Genomic DNA, 14,284 nt, shown 5'->3' with positions numbered 1-14,284 from the left:
GGAGGACTACAACCACCGCCGACGGCACAGTTCCCTCGGCTACCAGGCTCCAGCGGTTTATGCTGCCGCCTGCACCCACCAATAACCGACTCCCACAAACCGTGGATCAATTCTCGGGGTCCGGCCAAGGTAGCCGATGTCCTCGCGGGCGAACTCCTCCGCTGTGCGCTTGCGGAGTATCTGCTCGGCGGTGAGTGGTTTCTCGCCTCGTCCGTCGTGGTTGACGTCCCGGTACACCTTGAGCACCCAGAGCCGGCGCACGAGGTCAGTGTTCAGCCCGCCCTGGGTGACGAACCACTGCAGGTCATACAGGTCGCGGGCAAGCGAGACCCGCCGAAACCGCGCCAGCTTCTCAGCGATCGCTTCCTCGACGCGTACGACAGGCAGCTCGGGCAGCGTGAAGTCGTACTGGCGGTGGATCGGGAGCGCAACGGGGCTCAGGTGTTCCGGGGGCAGGACGAGGGGATGTCGAGACAGCTCGATCTTGGCGCCCAGGTTGGGTCGGCCGAACGGGGTGTCGACGAGGATGTCGCCGCGGCGGCCGTCGTCGCCGAGGCGTTCGACGGTGAACCGGAACCCGAAGGCCTCGGCCCCGTCGACGGCAGACAACACATCCAGGGCGAGCGCTTCGGCGGCTGCGGAGAAGTCCAGGTCGGTGGAGAACCGTCCGAGGTTGGCGGCGCGGAACTTGCGCAGCGCTGTCCCGCCCTTGAATACCAGGCCCCGACCGAAGAGCCCCGCGGCGTGCAGGTGGGTGAGCAGGTGGTCCTGTGCGATGTCGAGCAGCGCCGCGTCCCGCGCGCCGGCTGCGCCTTGGTAATGGCGGACGAGGTAGCCCTCGGTGATCACGCGCCGGTACCGCCGCTCATCAGCGGAGCGAGCTCAGCGTCGAGCACGCGCGAGAGCCGGTCCTGGCGCCCGCCGGATCTCGCGGCGCCGAACCACACCGGCGCCGTCGGCGGGAACCGGCGGGCCAGGTCCTCGGCCAGGTCGGAGCGTTCTGCCAGTTGCAGGAGGTAGATCAGCCGTTGCCTGGTCGAGGAGTTCGCAGCGCCCAGGCATGCGAGCAGGCGTTCGTAGTCGATGCGGCGGCCGCTCTCGGGCAGCCACTGGGCCAGGCCCGCGAGGTCCCGATAACTCGACGGCCTGGTCGCGACGCCGACCAGCAGCGCGTCGACACCCCACACCGGCAGCCGGTCGACATGCTCGATCGCCGCGTCGGGCACCTCGACGTGCACGAGGCGGAACCCGCTCAGCGCCTTAGGAGGCTGCACGCGGGCGGGCAGCCACAAGACCTCCTGCGCGGGGGCTCGCTGGGCGAGCCGGTTCAGCACGGCAGCCGATTCCATCGCCAGGGCAATGCTCATGTCCGGCTTGAGCGCGAGCTGCGCGCGCAGCTCGATCAACCGGTCACCTGATCCGTGCGCGCCAGCGCGCGCCCGGCAAGAACTCCCACGTGTTCATCGTCCGTAGCCGGCCCAACCATCCGCGACGCTGCAGCTCGTAGGCGACGTGGCCAGGCTCTAAGGCCGCCTCGCCGGCACCCACCCGGCCGAGGATGCCGGTGATCTGGGCGAGAGTCACCACCTGCGGCTGCTCCAGCTCGAGTTCCTCGACCACCGGCGCCAGCGACCCCGGCAACGAGCGGGCCATAGTCATCTCTTACCTCGATTTGTCTATATGACCAAAACTCGGATACGAATGACTATAGCAGCGACGCGGCGTTTAGGACTGCGTTACGCCGGCAGAACCGCCGTAGGTCTACCTACCGGCGCTCCGCGGTCTGAGTCTCCCTATCCGGCGGGGCGGCCCGCTCCGAGGTAGTCGGACTCGTGGTAGTTCTCGATGCGGACGGGGATTCCGTAGTCGGGGGCGTCGATCATCTGCCCTTGGCCGAGGTAGAGGCCGACGTGGTGGATGGTGGCTGGGGTGGCGCCGAAGAAGACGAGGTCCCCTGGTTGCAGGGGTTCCCCGTCGGGGACGTGGGTGGTGGTGGCGTACTGCTGGGCGGCGTTGTGCGGCAGCGCGATCCCCGCTGATTGGTAGGCGGCTTGGGTGAGCCCGGAGCAGTCGAATCCGGTGTCGCCGTGGCCTGGTCCGGAGCCGTCCCACTCATACGGCAGGCCGAGTTGGCTGCGCGCGTAGCTGATCGCGGCCTGTGCCGCTGCCGGCGGCATGGCCGGGTCGGTGTCGATGACGGCGGTGGCGTAGGTGGCGGCGCGGTGGAGGACTTCGGCGACGTAGGAGTCGGTGTGGTTGTAGGCATAGATCGCGGCGTGGATGTCGGCGTCGCCGCGGGCGCCGTTGGCGCACAACATCCTGGCGGCGGCGAAGATCGCGTCCGCCGGGTCATACGGGCTGGGCGGGTCGGCGCCGCCGCCGGGGACGGGCTGGTCGTATTCGGCGAAGGTGGCCGGCTCGAACTGCATCGGCCCCCGCGCCCCGGCGAAGTTCGCGCCCGAGTGGACGCCGGGGAGGGTGGAGCGGCCGTGGTCCGACTCCACCGACCCGATACCGCCCAGGATCGTCCAGTCCAGGCCGGGGCAGGTCCGGGCGGCCTGCAGGTAGAGCAGCAGGTAGTCCGGCGGGATGTCGTCGATCGCGGTGCTGCTGGGCGCGCTCTGCCCGCCACCGGGGCCGCTACCGGGGTCGCCGAGGAATTGCGCGGCCACGCCGCCGGTGGCCGCGGCGACCAGCACCACCCCGAGCAGAAGCGCAGCGAGGCCGCCGGCTGCGGCTTTGATCACCGGCCGTCCCGGGCGGCGCGGGTGAGGTAGGCGGGTAACACCGCCGGCGGCATCGGCTCAGGCGCCGCCAGTCCCGGAGCGCCGGGCACCGGCCCCGGGGTGGGGGCGGGTTCGCCGGCACGACCAGGACGGGTGTGGATCCCAGGGCTGCCGGGGCCGGTGTGGGGCCAGGTGAGGTGGGCCAACCGGACCCGCTGATCACTTTGCGTTCCGTGGGTTGTCGGGCGCCGGCTCGGGTCGAGGGTGAGCCAGCGGGCGCCGGCCGGGCTGTCCGGCGCTGCCTGCGTCCGTCCCGCGCGGGGCGCTGCGGTGGGTTGGGCGGTGGTGGTGGTGGTGGCGACGGGGACGGACTCGGGCCGCTGCAGCGCGGCGAGGGTGGCAGCCAGCGCCTGGCGGGCGGCGGCTTCGCGGGCCGGTGTCGGGAACCAGAACAGGACCGGGGTGGTGATCGCGGTCGCGGCGGCAAGGTGGTGGTAGTCGTGCAGCTTGCCCGCGACCCGGGTGAGCGATTCGGTGCCGGTGTCGTATTCGAGGAAGAACTCGATCTCGGCGTCGTTCTCGCGCCAACGGCCGTAGGCGTCGGGTCGGGCCAGGTCGCCCCACAGCCGGGCGCAGCGGGCCTCGGGCCACCACGCGGTCACCGCCCGCTCCCCCAGCGCACCGGCCGCTTGACCGGGTTTGATTGTGTGGCGGGCGAGCGCGACCAGGGCGGTGTAGAGGCCGTTGACGCCGACGGTGTGCGCCAACCGCAGGCTGTGCCCGATGCCGACGGCGCGGTCGTGGCGGTAGCCGACCGCGGCGGGCGCGAGGCCGTCCTCGGCGGCCAGCACGGCCGCGCCCGCGAGGTCCAGGACGTAGTGCATCGGCGCCGCGCCAACGTCGAGAAACGGCTGGAACCGGTCGATGACCCGCCACTGGTGAAGCTGCAGGAGCCGCTGGTTGGCCGTGCGTGTTGAGTCGAATGCCAGCCGGGTGAGCTGGGTGCTGGTGAACACCCGGTGCTCGTGCAATACGCGGGCCAGCCACCGGTCCCGCGCGGTCAGGTGAGCAGCGAGGAAGGCCAGGTGCTCGGCGGTCACCGCGGCGCGGTCGGCCAACCGGGCACCTCGCGGGGCGCGCAGGTGTCGCTGCGCGACGGGATAGGTCACTGGCGTTCCTCTTTTCCGGCAGCGGAGGTGTGCCACCGCGGGTCGCCCCCTGCTGCTGCGGCGCGGGTGGGCGTGGCGCTCGGCCCGCGGGTAGCGGCGCTGCTGCCGGTGTGGCGGGTGGCGTTGTCGGCGGCGGCGCGGCGCAGCAGCCGCGCCCGGCCTGGGACGGCGGATCGCAGGGGTGTGGTGGTGAGGGTGAACGGGGCGGCTTCGGCGCCGTGGACGAGCAGCCGGGCGGCGGCGTGGTAGCCGGCCAGGTGGGCGAGGTCGTGCTCGCCCAGCCGCGGGGTGGTGTGGCGGGCCAGCTCCCGGGCGTCCTCGGGTGAGGCGGTGAAGAAGATCTTGTTGCGGGCGTTGGCCGATATTCCGTCGCGCAGCTCCCGGCCGAGCTGGCCGAGGTGTTGGTGGGCCAGGGTCATCGACAGCCGGAAGCCGCGGGCTTCGGCGAGCATGTCCTCCAGCGGGTAGGGCAGGTTGAGGAAGTTCTGGCACTCATCGACATACAGCGAGCAGTCTCGCCGTTGCTGCTGCGCGACGGCGGCGCGGGCGGTGGTGGCCTGCCACACCGACGCCACGACCAGCGACCCGACGAGGCGGGTGGTGTCCTCCCCGAGCGAGCCTTTGGGGATGCGGACCAGGCAGATCCCGCCGTCGTCGAGCACGCGGGCCATGTCGAGGGTGGACGGGCCGCCGGCGATGGCGGCTTTCACGAACGGGCGCAGCAGGAACGCGCGCAGCTTGTTCAGCAGCGGCGCGACCGCTTGGGCCTGCGCGCCCGGGCTGAGGTGCTCATACCAGTCCCAGAAGCCGCGCAGCACCTCGTCGTTGACGTGGGCGACGGCGCGGGCGCGGGTGGCCGGTTCGGCGAGCAGGCCGGGTAGTTGCGCCAGGGTCGGGGTGCCGGGTTGGGCGCGCAGGGTGAGGCAGGCGGCGCGGAGCACGTCCTCGGTGCGGGGTCCCCAGAACCGGGAGTAGACGCGGGCGAAGATCGAGGTCAGGTTGTCCACGCTCGTCTCGACGCTGACACCGGCCGGGCCGGGATCGAGGGGGTTCAGGCAGGGCGTGCCGGTGCGCGCGTCGGCGTCGAACAGGAACACCCGGTCGGCGGTCTCGGCGGGGAGCCGGTCGAGCAGGTCGGTCACCAGGTCACCCTTCGGGTCGATGACGACGACCCCGCGGCGCGCGGTGGCGTCGGCGAGGATGAGCTGGCCCATCAGGGTCGACTTGCCTGAGCCGGTGGCGCCCAGGACGTGCAGGTGGTGCCGGGCATCAGCGACAGTCAGCCCGACCGGGCGGCGGTGGCCGGTATCGGCCGCGCCCAGCGGCTTCACCCCTTGGGCGTTGCCGGGTGTGGGGGTGGGGATGCCGGGCGGTGGTGGCACGGCCCTTGCTCCGGCGGATTCGAGGCCGACGACGGGCTGGTCGGTGGGCAGGTGCGCCAGCGCTGCGAGTTCCGGGACGGATAGCAGGTCCCCGCGGCGGGGGAACCCGCGCGCCCCGATCACTTCGCGCGGGTGGGTGAGGCGGCGGCGGGCGTAGTGGTTGTGCTCGCTATAGCCGGCGAACGCCGACGCGATCGCGTGCGCCCGCCCCCGCAGCCGATCCCGGGTCGCCGCCAGTCCGCCGCGCACCGGCTCGGGCGGGGTGGGGGCGGTGACGGCGTAGCGGATGACGGTTTCGAACTGCGGCCCGGCCAGCTTGGCGGCGACCGCGCGGTCCTGCGCGCCGTAGGCCAGCGCGGTGACCCGGTCCAACCCCGGCGCCGTTGCGGACTGTCCCCGCCGGGGTGGGGTGGTGTGCGGGGTGATCAGGTCCAGCAGCCGGCCGGCGGGGCGCGCGGAGCGACCGTCGTGCAGGCCGGTCGCGGTGCGGCGGGCGCGGGTGATCCGGCGGCCGGTGACCGGGCGGGCCAGCACCTGCACCGCCGCTTCTTCGCCGGGTTCCAGGCCGACCGGGGCGCCGAACAGAGCGCGCAGCGGGTCGGCGTCGAACCGGGTGCGGATCGGCAGCGCCTCCGGGCGGGCCAGCCGCAACACCCCGCCCACCACCACCAGACCAGCCTCGCTCACCTCGGGCCTGGTGCTGGTGTCGGTGAGGTGGGTCGTGGTGGTGTGGGCGCCGGGCCAGGCCGCTTCGACGGCGCGTTCGACCATGCCCGGCGGCACCAACCCGGGCACCCAGAGCCGGATATGGCTGCCCTCGCTGGTGAACCGGTACTCGAACCCGACGTGCGGCTGCCCGCTCACCCGGCGCCGCCACGCCGGACGTAGCAGCCCGACCAGGTTCGCCCAGAGCGCCACCGCACCGGCCGGGTCCACCGCCGGCGGCGGCAGGACGGCCACCAAGCGCGCGTCGCGGCCGAGCCGCTGCTGGCAGCGACGCAACCACCACGCCCGCGCCAGCAGGACCGAGACCACGACAACGAGTAGCACCGGCGCGATGACTAGGCCAGGCCCGGTGGCCCACGCCTCGAGGTGCCCGACGACCGACTGCAGGGCGCCGCCGGGGTCGCGCAGGTACCGCTGCAACGGGCTGCCCGGAACAGACGGCGGCTGGGATGCGCGGTTCGGCCTCGGGGTAGTGGTGTGGCTCGCCGCGCTCGCGGTCAGGGCCGACCGGCGGATGGCGGTGCTGGTCCCGTTCATGCCGCGGCCCCGAAACCGTCGTCGCCGGACCCCGCACCGACATCGAGGCCGGGATCAGCGTCGCCATCGGGATCAGGGTCGAGGAGGACGTCGGTGTCGTCGTCTGTGGTGTCAGCGGCCTGCTCGTCGGGGCTGGTGGTGACCAGCTCGTGCTCGAACGGTGAGGCGATCGCGTGGAACGCGACCCGCTGAGTGCCGGCCGACAGCAGCCCCTGCCCCCGCTCGGCCGACAGCAGGAACTGGCGTTCCCCCGCGGACAGGCCGAAGGTGCCGGTGATCTCCTCGATCGCCTGCGGAGCCTGTCTCAGCAGGATCTGGGTCGCGGCGTTCGCGACGACCGCCCGGCCGAGGTCGGAGCCGAGCATGTCGGCGGCGTCCTGGGTCGCGACCGTGAGCCCGGCCCAGTGCTTGCGCGCCGATTTCGCCAGCCGGAACAGGAAGTCCGCCCCGGCCGGCTGGGTCATGAGCAGCCAACCCTCGTCCACCACGACCAGCCGCGGCCGGCGGGTCGCGGGATTGGTGACGCGCCGCCAGATCGCGTCCAGGGTGAGCAGGGTGCCGATCGGTTTGAGCTCCTCGGCCAGGTCCCGCAGCGAGAACACGATCAGGTGCCCCTCCGGGCGGGTCGTGGTCGGGCCGGCGAACAGGCCGGCGAACGCCCCATCGGTGTAGGGGTGCAGCCGCTCGGACAAACTGGCCGCCACGGTGTCACCGTCGTCGGCGAGGTCTGCGAGGGTGTCGCGCAGGTCGGGCAGGATCGGCGCTGGCCGGACCCAGGTCCGCGGGTCGGCGGTGATCCCGGCCCGCTGGTAGGTGCCGGTGATCGCCCGGTCCAGCACCGCCCGCTCCGCCCCCGACGGCTCGCCGCCGAGCAGCACCGCCAGCACGGTGTGCAGGAACAGCGACCGCCGCACCAGGGCGTCCCTGGTCGCGGTGCGGCGCCCGTCCGGGCGGGTGTGGACCGGCAGGTCGAACGGGTTGATCCGGACCCCGTCCGCGCCGAGGCGCAGGTAGGTGCCCCCGACGGCCTGGCACAGCCGCCGGTACTCATCCTCCGGGTCGATCACGGCGACCTCGACCCCCCGGTACAGCGACCGCAGCGCTTCGAGTTTGACGAGATAGGACTTGCCGGCCCCGGACCGGCCAAGGATGACGGCGTTATGGTTGTGCACCTGCCCGCCGAGAGCGAACCGGTCCCAGTGCACCAGCCCCTGCGAGCCGAGGTTGTACCCGTACAGCACCCCGGCAGGCGCCTCCAGGGACGCCGGGTCGGGTGCGGGCAGGTCGGGGCTGGTGAACGGGAACGCCGCCGACAGGGCGGCGGTGTCGAACGTGCGCCGCATCGCCAGCTGATCCAGGCCCAGCGGCAGGCAGGTGAGCCAGCCCTGCACGCTGCGATACGACGCCGGTTTGGCATCCATCAGCAGCGACGCCGCCAGCGACCGGACGGCCGCGACCTCGGCGGCCAACTCCTGCGCGTCGCGGGCATGGACGGACAGGTAGAGGCCGAGCCGGTAGAGCTTGCCCTCGCCGCGGGCCACCCGGGCGGCGAGGTCGTAGGCGTCCTCGGTCGCCGCCTCCACTATCGGGTCCAGCAGCCGGCCGTGCTCGTTGTCGTGCCGGCGGCCGGATTCGAGCTTGGCCAGCTGCTTCTTCAGCCGGTCCGCCGCCGTGACCGGGTCGATTGGCTCCACGTGCAGCGACACATCCAGGCGGCCGGGGTAGGTCAGCAGCGGTTGCAGCCACCCCGGGAAGGCCTCGCGCGGGTAGCCGAGGACGGCGAAGGTGGCCACGTGCTCCCCGCCCACCACGAGGTGCCGCGGGGCGATCTCGATCGAGGCCGGGCTGAACGCCCCCGCCCCGCCGAACCCTTCCACGGCCGCGGCGCCGTTGCGGCTGCGGCGTCTCATCGCGCCCACCACGACTCGTCCTCGGCCACCGAGTCTCCTGTGGCGTCGGTGGCGAGCCAGTAGGGGTCGAACGGCATCGCCGCGGGAGCACGGCGGGGGTCGCTGTCCGCCTCGGCCTCCTCCACCTCGACGGCGGGGGTGGTGGTGATGACCGCATCCGGGCCGGCCAGGTCCGCGGTGGGCGGGATCAGCGACTCCGGGTTGCACGCGGCGGCGAGGACGGCGCTGGCCCGGGCGGCGTCCAGGGGCGTCGCGACGATCCCCGCGGTCGACAGCAGGCCGCTGACTTCGCTGATGCGCCTGGCCAACCGGGTCTCCGCTGCGTGGCGCGCCGCGTGCCCGGCGCGCGGCCGTCGGCCGGCGCGGCGGCGCAGGGTGGACAGTGCCGGGTGGGCCGGGAAAGGACTGCCGGGGTGGAGGGGTTCGCGGAGCACGAGAAGGACCTGCCGGCGCAGCAGGTCGCTGTTTTCGGCCAACTGGGTCAGGTAGTCGGCGTGCTCCAGGGCGGCCTGCTCCAGCGCCGGGTGCGCCAACCCTCCCGCGCGGTCGCGCAGGTCGGCGATCTGGCCGGTCAGGTCAAGGCGCTGGGCGCGGATGAGGATCTGCACCGGGGCGGTGAGGGAGTGCAGGTAGCGGCCGAAGCTCGCGACGAGTCCTTCCTGCTCGGCCGGGGTCCGCAGCGCGAAGTTGAGCGTGGAGCACACGCACACGGCGGCCAGCCCGTCCGCGCCGAGGTCGATCACCCCCGCCGACCCGGCGGCCGAGTCGGTGACCGACCGGGCCGGCAGGTCCAGGGCGCTCGGCGTCACCCGGCCCGTGCTGGTCGGGTCGCTGGTGGCGTGGGCGGTGACCCAGGCCGGGGCCGGGATGATCCCGCCGGGGGCGGCGATCTGCACCCGCGGGGTGAGGCGCTGCCGCACGGCTGCCGCGAGCAGCCGGTCCAGGCTCAGGCCGTCGCGCGAGCCGAGGGCCAGGATCGCGGCCGCCAGCGCGACCGGGACCGCGATCGCGGCGAACACGACCGGCGGCAGCACCGGTCGGGTCGCGGCGTAGGCGGCGTAGAGCAGCAGACCGGCGGCGGTCAGGATCGCCAACTGCCGTGCGGTCAGGTTCGCCAACACCCGGTCCTGGCGCTCGACATCGGCCGGAATCCGCACGGCATGGACCGGCTGCTCCCCCGCGGCGACGCGGTGATGGGTCGTGCTCATCGGGGTTTCCTCCTCGAACTCGGGACAGGCAGGGTCGGCCCTGGTGCTGTCGCGGCCTGGATGGGACGCGACACCGGCGCGGGTCGGGTGAACGGCTGGGCGGTGGGCCGACTCGACGTGCCCGCCGGCCGGACAACCGCGGACGCCAGTGGCGAGGCCGGTGTTGGCGGTGCGAGTCGCGGCGGTGCGGAGGCCGCCGGTCCTGCGCTTCGGGCAGGCGCGCGAGACGTGCCCGGGCGGCCCTGGCGGGCGGAGGTTGCCGGCAGGTCGATCGGCAGCCGTACCGGTACCGATCCGGTCGGCGGCGGGGGGACAGGGACCGCCCGCCGGGAAGAAGGATGCTGCGGACGGTGCACCGATGGCGCCGGGAGCGCGAGAGCGGGTCGCGCGGGCGGCACCGGTGTCGGGCGGGATGCCGTGCCGGTGGCCGTCGAGGCGGCCAGGTCCGGTGCCGGGCCGCCTCCTGCCGGCCGTGTCGGGAGAGCGCGGTTGGCTGTCGTGCCGGTGATTCGGGGTGCGGTGGCCATCCGCGGCGAGCGACCCGCCGTCCGATCCTGCTGGCCTTCAGAGCCGCCGCCAGTCAGGTCCGAGCCGGATCGCGGTGGGCCGCTCGGGCTGCGTGTGGGTCGTGTTGTCCGGCCAGTGCCGCCGGCCGGGAAGCCCCCGGGTCCGCCGCGCCGCGGACTCGGCGGGTTCTGCGGGTTCTGCGGGCCGCGCGGCGATCCGGACTGACCCGGGCCGCTACCGCCGGTCCCCGGGCGCCGCCCGCCTGCGCCACCGCTACTGCCGGCGCCGCCGCCGCGCAATCCGAGCAGGCCGAGGGTCTTGTAGGCGATGACTCCCTTGACCGCGCCACCGATGAACGACCGGCCGCCGCCGACCTGGATGGCGTGCAGGATCCAGAACGGGATCTTGAACAGGATGTAGAGCAGCGCGATCGTGACGATCAGGTCTGCCAGGCCGCCTGCGGTGGGTCCGAAGAAGCTGAATCCGCCCGGGGCGATGAACACGTTCAGGGCCGCGACCAGGGTGAGTGACTGCGCGAGCTGGATGGCCAGCACCCCGGCGAACGCGCGCCACCACCAGCGGGCGATGCCTTCGGTCTGCGGCAGGGCGTGGCACATCAGCGCCAAGGGCGCCCCGGCGATCAGGATCACGGTCAGCGCGACGCGGATGACGTAGCAGACCAGCAGCGAGATCAGGATGCCCGCCACCGCGAGGCCGATGAAGGTCAGGAAGATGCCGCCGTTGGTGACCGCGTTCATCACCAGCGCGGTGAGCGTGGTCGCGGCCACCTGGGGGTCGACCCCGCCGGACAGGAGACTGGTCGACAGGGCGTTGGCGAACGCGACGGCGTGCCCGGCCAGCAGCAGGCTCATGTTCGCCGTGATGAACCCGACCACGATCCGCGGGGCGATCTCCTTGACCGAGTGCCGGGTCTGCAGCGTCTGGTAGCCCATCACGAGGATGCCGGCAGCCAGGATCAGCAGGGCGTAGCAGGCGACGGCGATCTCGCGGGAGTTCTCCCACATCTGTCCGACCCTGGGCAGCGACGTCGGGTCGGGCGTGGTCAGCAGGGTCCGGCCGAGCAGCTTCAGCAGCGGGTTCAGCGCGTCCTTGACCAGATCGCCGAAGAAGGCATTGATCGCCTTGGTGATGCCGTCAACGATCCAGCCGCTCACCGAGCTCCCGCCGAACGGGTTGGGGATCGCCAGAACCTGGTCGGCCAGGGCGGGAGCTGGCCCGGTCGGGGGGATTGTTGTGGTCACGGGTCAGGCCCCGACAATGCCCTGCAGGACCGTGACCACCAGCGGCGCGAGCGCGGCGAGGGCGTAGCCGATGCTGGCGGACTTGAACGCGATCTTGGCCTTCGCCACCTCGCCCGGGTCGCCGGCGGCCATCACGTACCGAAGGCCGCCGATCGTGAGGAACACCGTGGCGACGCCGGCGAGGATGCCCATGATCCAGTTGCGGACGTTGGTCAGCACCTCATCGACCGACCCGGCCAGCGCCAGCTCGCGCAACGGGTCCGCCACCGCGGCCGAGGGCGCCAACAGCGCCGCGCAGATCACCGCCGACACCACGGCCGCCGCGCCGAGCCGCCAGCGGCGAGCAGGCCAGCGCGCGCCGCGGTGGCCGGTGGTTTCGCGATGCCGGTCGGTGGCGGGGTGGGGTTGACGGGTTAGGCGCATCGGGACTCCTTGAAGACATCGGCGGCATCGGCGGTGCGGCCGCCGGGGCGTGGCGTGAGCGGGGTTGTCCCGCGCCTCTGAACTCCGCGATCCGGGCCGATGTGTGACACCCGCCCGGCCGTCGGCGCCTGCCGCCCGCCGCCGGACTCAGGTTCGGTGTGCTCGCTGGCGATCCAGGCGACCAGGCGCCGCTCGGCCCGGCTGCGGACCTGCCGTGCCGCGACGTAGTTCAGTCCGTGTTCGCCGGCCCAGTCCCGCAAAGCCACGTCCTCGAGGCGGGTCACGCCGATCAGGTCGGCCTCGGCCTGGGTGACCGCCCCGGCGGTGACAGCGCGGGCCAGCACGAAGTCGGGGTGACCGGCCGGGACCGGCGGCGGCGCCGAGTGCCCGCCGATGCCGCGCGGGGCCGGGGCGTCCAGGGCCTCGCGGACGGCGGCATGCCCGGCCCGGTAGGCGTGCCAGCGCAGCCGGGTCATCACCGACGGCCGATCCACGTCGATCGTGGCCAGGCCGGTGAGGAAGCCGCGCAGGATCTCGGCGTGCACGTCGCTGCGGTCGCCGGCGAACCGGGCGCACAGCTGCGCGGCGAGCGTGGTCAGGGCGGGCAGCGCGACGCCGACGCAGCCGATCGTCCACGCCGGCCCTCCGGTGCGGGAGCGGCGCACCAGCTCGGCCCACACCGCGTCGCGGGTGGCCCGGGGGCATGCGGGGGCGAGCAACCGGGTGCGTAGCTCGTCCAGCCGCAGCTCGCGGTCGGGCAGCCCGGCATAGCACCGGGCATCCAGGCTCAGTGGGGCAGGACCGGTGACGAGCAGCTCGAACGCGGTGCGGGCGATCCCGAGCGGCGACTCATCCCGCGCCCTCAGCGCAGCGGCGTGCTCGGCTCCGGGGGTGGGTCGGCGGGTGGCGGTGGCGGGTGTGGCTGTGCTGGGCATGCCTGTGGCTCCTCGCATCGGCGTGACTTCGGATGCGGGTCAGCACGCCACAGGCCGGGCGACGGCACCGCGACACCGCGAGGACAGGACGACGACAGCACCCGAGCACCGGCCATACGGCCCGCAGGTACCCGGTGTGAGCGAGTGCTGTCGCTGTCCGCACCGCGCGGAGCTACCCGCGGCAGGTCACCCGTCGCGGGGACGTCCCGAGCTGGCTTCGGTTAGCCGCGGCCCGGACGCAGGGCCCGCCCGCCGGGGTTCGTGGCTGTTGTCGCCGATCTGTCCCTGGTTTGTCGCCCCCTTGTCGCCGCCGCGATGAGCCGCCCTGGCGACCGGGCCAGGACGTAGCCGGCCGTCGCTCAACGGATTCCGGGCACCCCTGTCACCGATCGCAGGAATGCGCGGAGTTCAGAAGAGCCCACAGCCCGACGCATCCCACGCCACACCCAGGAGGTCCTCTCCGTGACCGACCCAACCCAGCCCGAACCCCACCCAACGACCCCGACGACGAGCCCGGACCCCGATCCCGCAACTGTTACGCCACCGGTGCCGCTGTCGGTGTGGCTGACCGGCCAGCAGCCGTCCCGGGTGCAGCGTTCCGGCCGGTATGTGCCGGCCTCGGTCGCGCATCCGGGCAAGATGCTGCCCGCGATCGCCGCCCACGCGATCGCCGCATACACCGAGCCTGGGGATGTGGTGCTCGATCCGATGTGCGGGATCGGCACCACTCTCGTCGAAGCGATCCGCGCCGGTCGGGACGCGGTCGGGGTGGAGTACGAGCCGCCGTGGGCGCAGCTGGCCCGCCGCAACCTGCACCACGCCCGCTCCCAGGGCGCCACCGGCCACGGCACCGTCCACCAGGGAGACGCCCGACAGATCAGCTCGCTGCTGGATCCGGAGCTTGTGGGTCGGGTGGCGCTGGTGCTGACCTCGCCCCCGTACGGGGCGTCGCTGCACGGGCAGGTCACCGCCCGCCCCGGCACCGGAGTCGCCAAACGCGACTACCGCTACAGCCGCGACCCCGCCAACCTCGCCCACGTCGGCCTGGACCGGCTCCTGGACGCGATGGTCGACATCCTCACCGGCTGCCAGCCGTTCTTGAAGCCCGGTGGGATCGTCGCCATGACCGTGCGCCCGTACTGGGAGAAGGGGGTGATGGTCGACCTGCCGGGACGGCTCACCACCGCCGTCAGCGACCGCACCGGGCTCACCCTGCTGGACCGCAACGTCGCCCTGCTGGCTGCGCTGCGCGAGGAGCGGCTCGTGACCCGAGCCTCGTTCTTTCAACTCGCCCACATCCGCAAAGCCCGTGCTAACGGCATCCCCCGGCACCTCGTCGCCCACGAGGATTTGCTCGTCTTCCTAAAACCGGCAACCTGCTCGGGTTCGGAAAAACTGAAGGGTTCTCAGGGGGAACCCGAGTGTTCACCACGGTCATTGTCGTCGTCGGGCACTTGGGTTCGCGCCGATGACACGGGCATCGCGGCGTGATCTTCGGA

12 protein-coding genes are annotated in these 14,284 nt (G+C 73.0%); 1 reads left to right on the top strand and 11 read right to left on the bottom strand.

Annotation, left to right across the window (positions count from 1 at the left end):
• Positions 1-57: 57 nt before the first annotated feature.
• From RM423_RS22410 to RM423_RS22360, 11 genes are all read right to left on the bottom strand, one after another.
• Complete coding sequence (locus tag RM423_RS22410; protein WP_311425272.1) at positions 58-849, bottom strand: nucleotidyl transferase AbiEii/AbiGii toxin family protein; 792 nt, start codon at positions 847-849, stop codon at positions 58-60.
• On the bottom strand, positions 846-1,406 hold the full coding sequence (locus tag RM423_RS22405) for a type IV toxin-antitoxin system AbiEi family antitoxin (RefSeq protein ID WP_311425271.1): 561 nt from the start codon (positions 1,404-1,406) through the stop codon (positions 846-848). The genes RM423_RS22410 and RM423_RS22405 overlap by 4 nt, the downstream gene beginning before the upstream one ends.
• Positions 1,407-1,410: 4 nt before the next feature.
• Positions 1,411-1,659 (bottom strand): hypothetical protein, encoded by a 249-nt coding sequence (locus RM423_RS22400; protein WP_311425270.1) that lies wholly within the window; start codon positions 1,657-1,659, stop codon positions 1,411-1,413.
• Between the two features lie 134 nt (positions 1,660-1,793).
• The gene (locus tag RM423_RS22395) at positions 1,794-2,747 is read right to left on the bottom strand and encodes a C40 family peptidase (RefSeq protein ID WP_311425269.1); all 954 of its coding nucleotides are present in this window, start codon (positions 2,745-2,747) and stop codon (positions 1,794-1,796) included.
• Positions 2,744-3,895 carry a replication-relaxation family protein gene (locus RM423_RS22390; protein ID WP_311425268.1) on the bottom strand — a complete coding sequence of 384 codons (1,152 nt, stop codon included), beginning with the start codon at positions 3,893-3,895 and terminating at the stop codon, positions 2,744-2,746. Before RM423_RS22390 ends, RM423_RS22395 begins: the two co-directional genes overlap by 4 nt.
• Positions 3,892-6,540, bottom strand: a complete 2,649-nt coding sequence (locus RM423_RS22385; RefSeq protein WP_311425267.1) for a helicase HerA domain-containing protein — start codon at positions 6,538-6,540, stop codon at positions 3,892-3,894. Before RM423_RS22385 ends, RM423_RS22390 begins: the two co-directional genes overlap by 4 nt.
• Entirely contained in the window at positions 6,537-8,450 is a 1,914-nt protein-coding gene (locus RM423_RS22380; RefSeq protein ID WP_311425266.1) for a VirB4 family type IV secretion system protein, read from the bottom strand. Before RM423_RS22380 ends, RM423_RS22385 begins: the two co-directional genes overlap by 4 nt.
• Positions 8,447-9,658 carry a PrgI family protein gene (locus RM423_RS22375; protein ID WP_311425265.1) on the bottom strand — a complete coding sequence of 404 codons (1,212 nt, stop codon included), beginning with the start codon at positions 9,656-9,658 and terminating at the stop codon, positions 8,447-8,449. Before RM423_RS22375 ends, RM423_RS22380 begins: the two co-directional genes overlap by 4 nt.
• Positions 9,655-11,427 carry a hypothetical protein gene (locus tag RM423_RS22370; RefSeq protein ID WP_311425264.1) on the bottom strand — a complete coding sequence of 591 codons (1,773 nt, stop codon included), beginning with the start codon at positions 11,425-11,427 and terminating at the stop codon, positions 9,655-9,657. The genes RM423_RS22375 and RM423_RS22370 overlap by 4 nt, the downstream gene beginning before the upstream one ends.
• Before the next feature lie 3 nt (positions 11,428-11,430).
• The gene (locus tag RM423_RS22365) at positions 11,431-11,850 is read right to left on the bottom strand and encodes a pilin (RefSeq protein ID WP_311425263.1); all 420 of its coding nucleotides are present in this window, start codon (positions 11,848-11,850) and stop codon (positions 11,431-11,433) included.
• Positions 11,841-12,785 carry a hypothetical protein gene (locus tag RM423_RS22360; protein WP_311425262.1) on the bottom strand — a complete coding sequence of 315 codons (945 nt, stop codon included), beginning with the start codon at positions 12,783-12,785 and terminating at the stop codon, positions 11,841-11,843. The genes RM423_RS22365 and RM423_RS22360 overlap by 10 nt, the downstream gene beginning before the upstream one ends.
• A gap of 462 nt (positions 12,786-13,247) precedes the next feature.
• Between RM423_RS22360 and RM423_RS22355 the strand changes: the two genes are divergently transcribed.
• Positions 13,248-14,276 carry a TRM11 family SAM-dependent methyltransferase gene (locus RM423_RS22355; RefSeq protein WP_311425261.1) on the top strand — a complete coding sequence of 343 codons (1,029 nt, stop codon included), beginning with the start codon at positions 13,248-13,250 and terminating at the stop codon, positions 14,274-14,276.
• Positions 14,277-14,284 lie beyond the last annotated feature (8 nt).

The sequence above is a fragment of the Jatrophihabitans lederbergiae genome, from assembly GCF_031845305.1.
GTDB classification, from domain to species: domain Bacteria; phylum Actinomycetota; class Actinomycetes; order Mycobacteriales; family Jatrophihabitantaceae; genus Jatrophihabitans_A; species Jatrophihabitans_A lederbergiae.
The sequence above is the reverse complement of the archived record's forward strand: the minus strand, read 5'-3'. Positions and strand labels throughout refer to the sequence as shown.

Bases quoted from the DNA above. Each gene is read 5' to 3' on its own strand.
- RM423_RS22400 (WP_311425270.1), bottom strand. From the start codon at position 1,659: ATGACTATGGCCCGCTCGTTGCCGGGGTCGCTGGCGCCGGTGGTCGAG.
- RM423_RS22385 (WP_311425267.1), bottom strand. From the start codon at position 6,540: ATGAACGGGACCAGCACCGCCATCCGCCGGTCGGCCCTGACCGCGAGC.
- RM423_RS22380 (WP_311425266.1), bottom strand. From the start codon at position 8,450: ATGAGACGCCGCAGCCGCAACGGCGCCGCGGCCGTGGAAGGGTTCGGC.
- RM423_RS22375 (WP_311425265.1), bottom strand. From the start codon at position 9,658: ATGAGCACGACCCATCACCGCGTCGCCGCGGGGGAGCAGCCGGTCCAT.
- RM423_RS22365 (WP_311425263.1), bottom strand. From the start codon at position 11,850: ATGCGCCTAACCCGTCAACCCCACCCCGCCACCGACCGGCATCGCGAA.
- RM423_RS22360 (WP_311425262.1), bottom strand. From the start codon at position 12,785: ATGCCCAGCACAGCCACACCCGCCACCGCCACCCGCCGACCCACCCCC.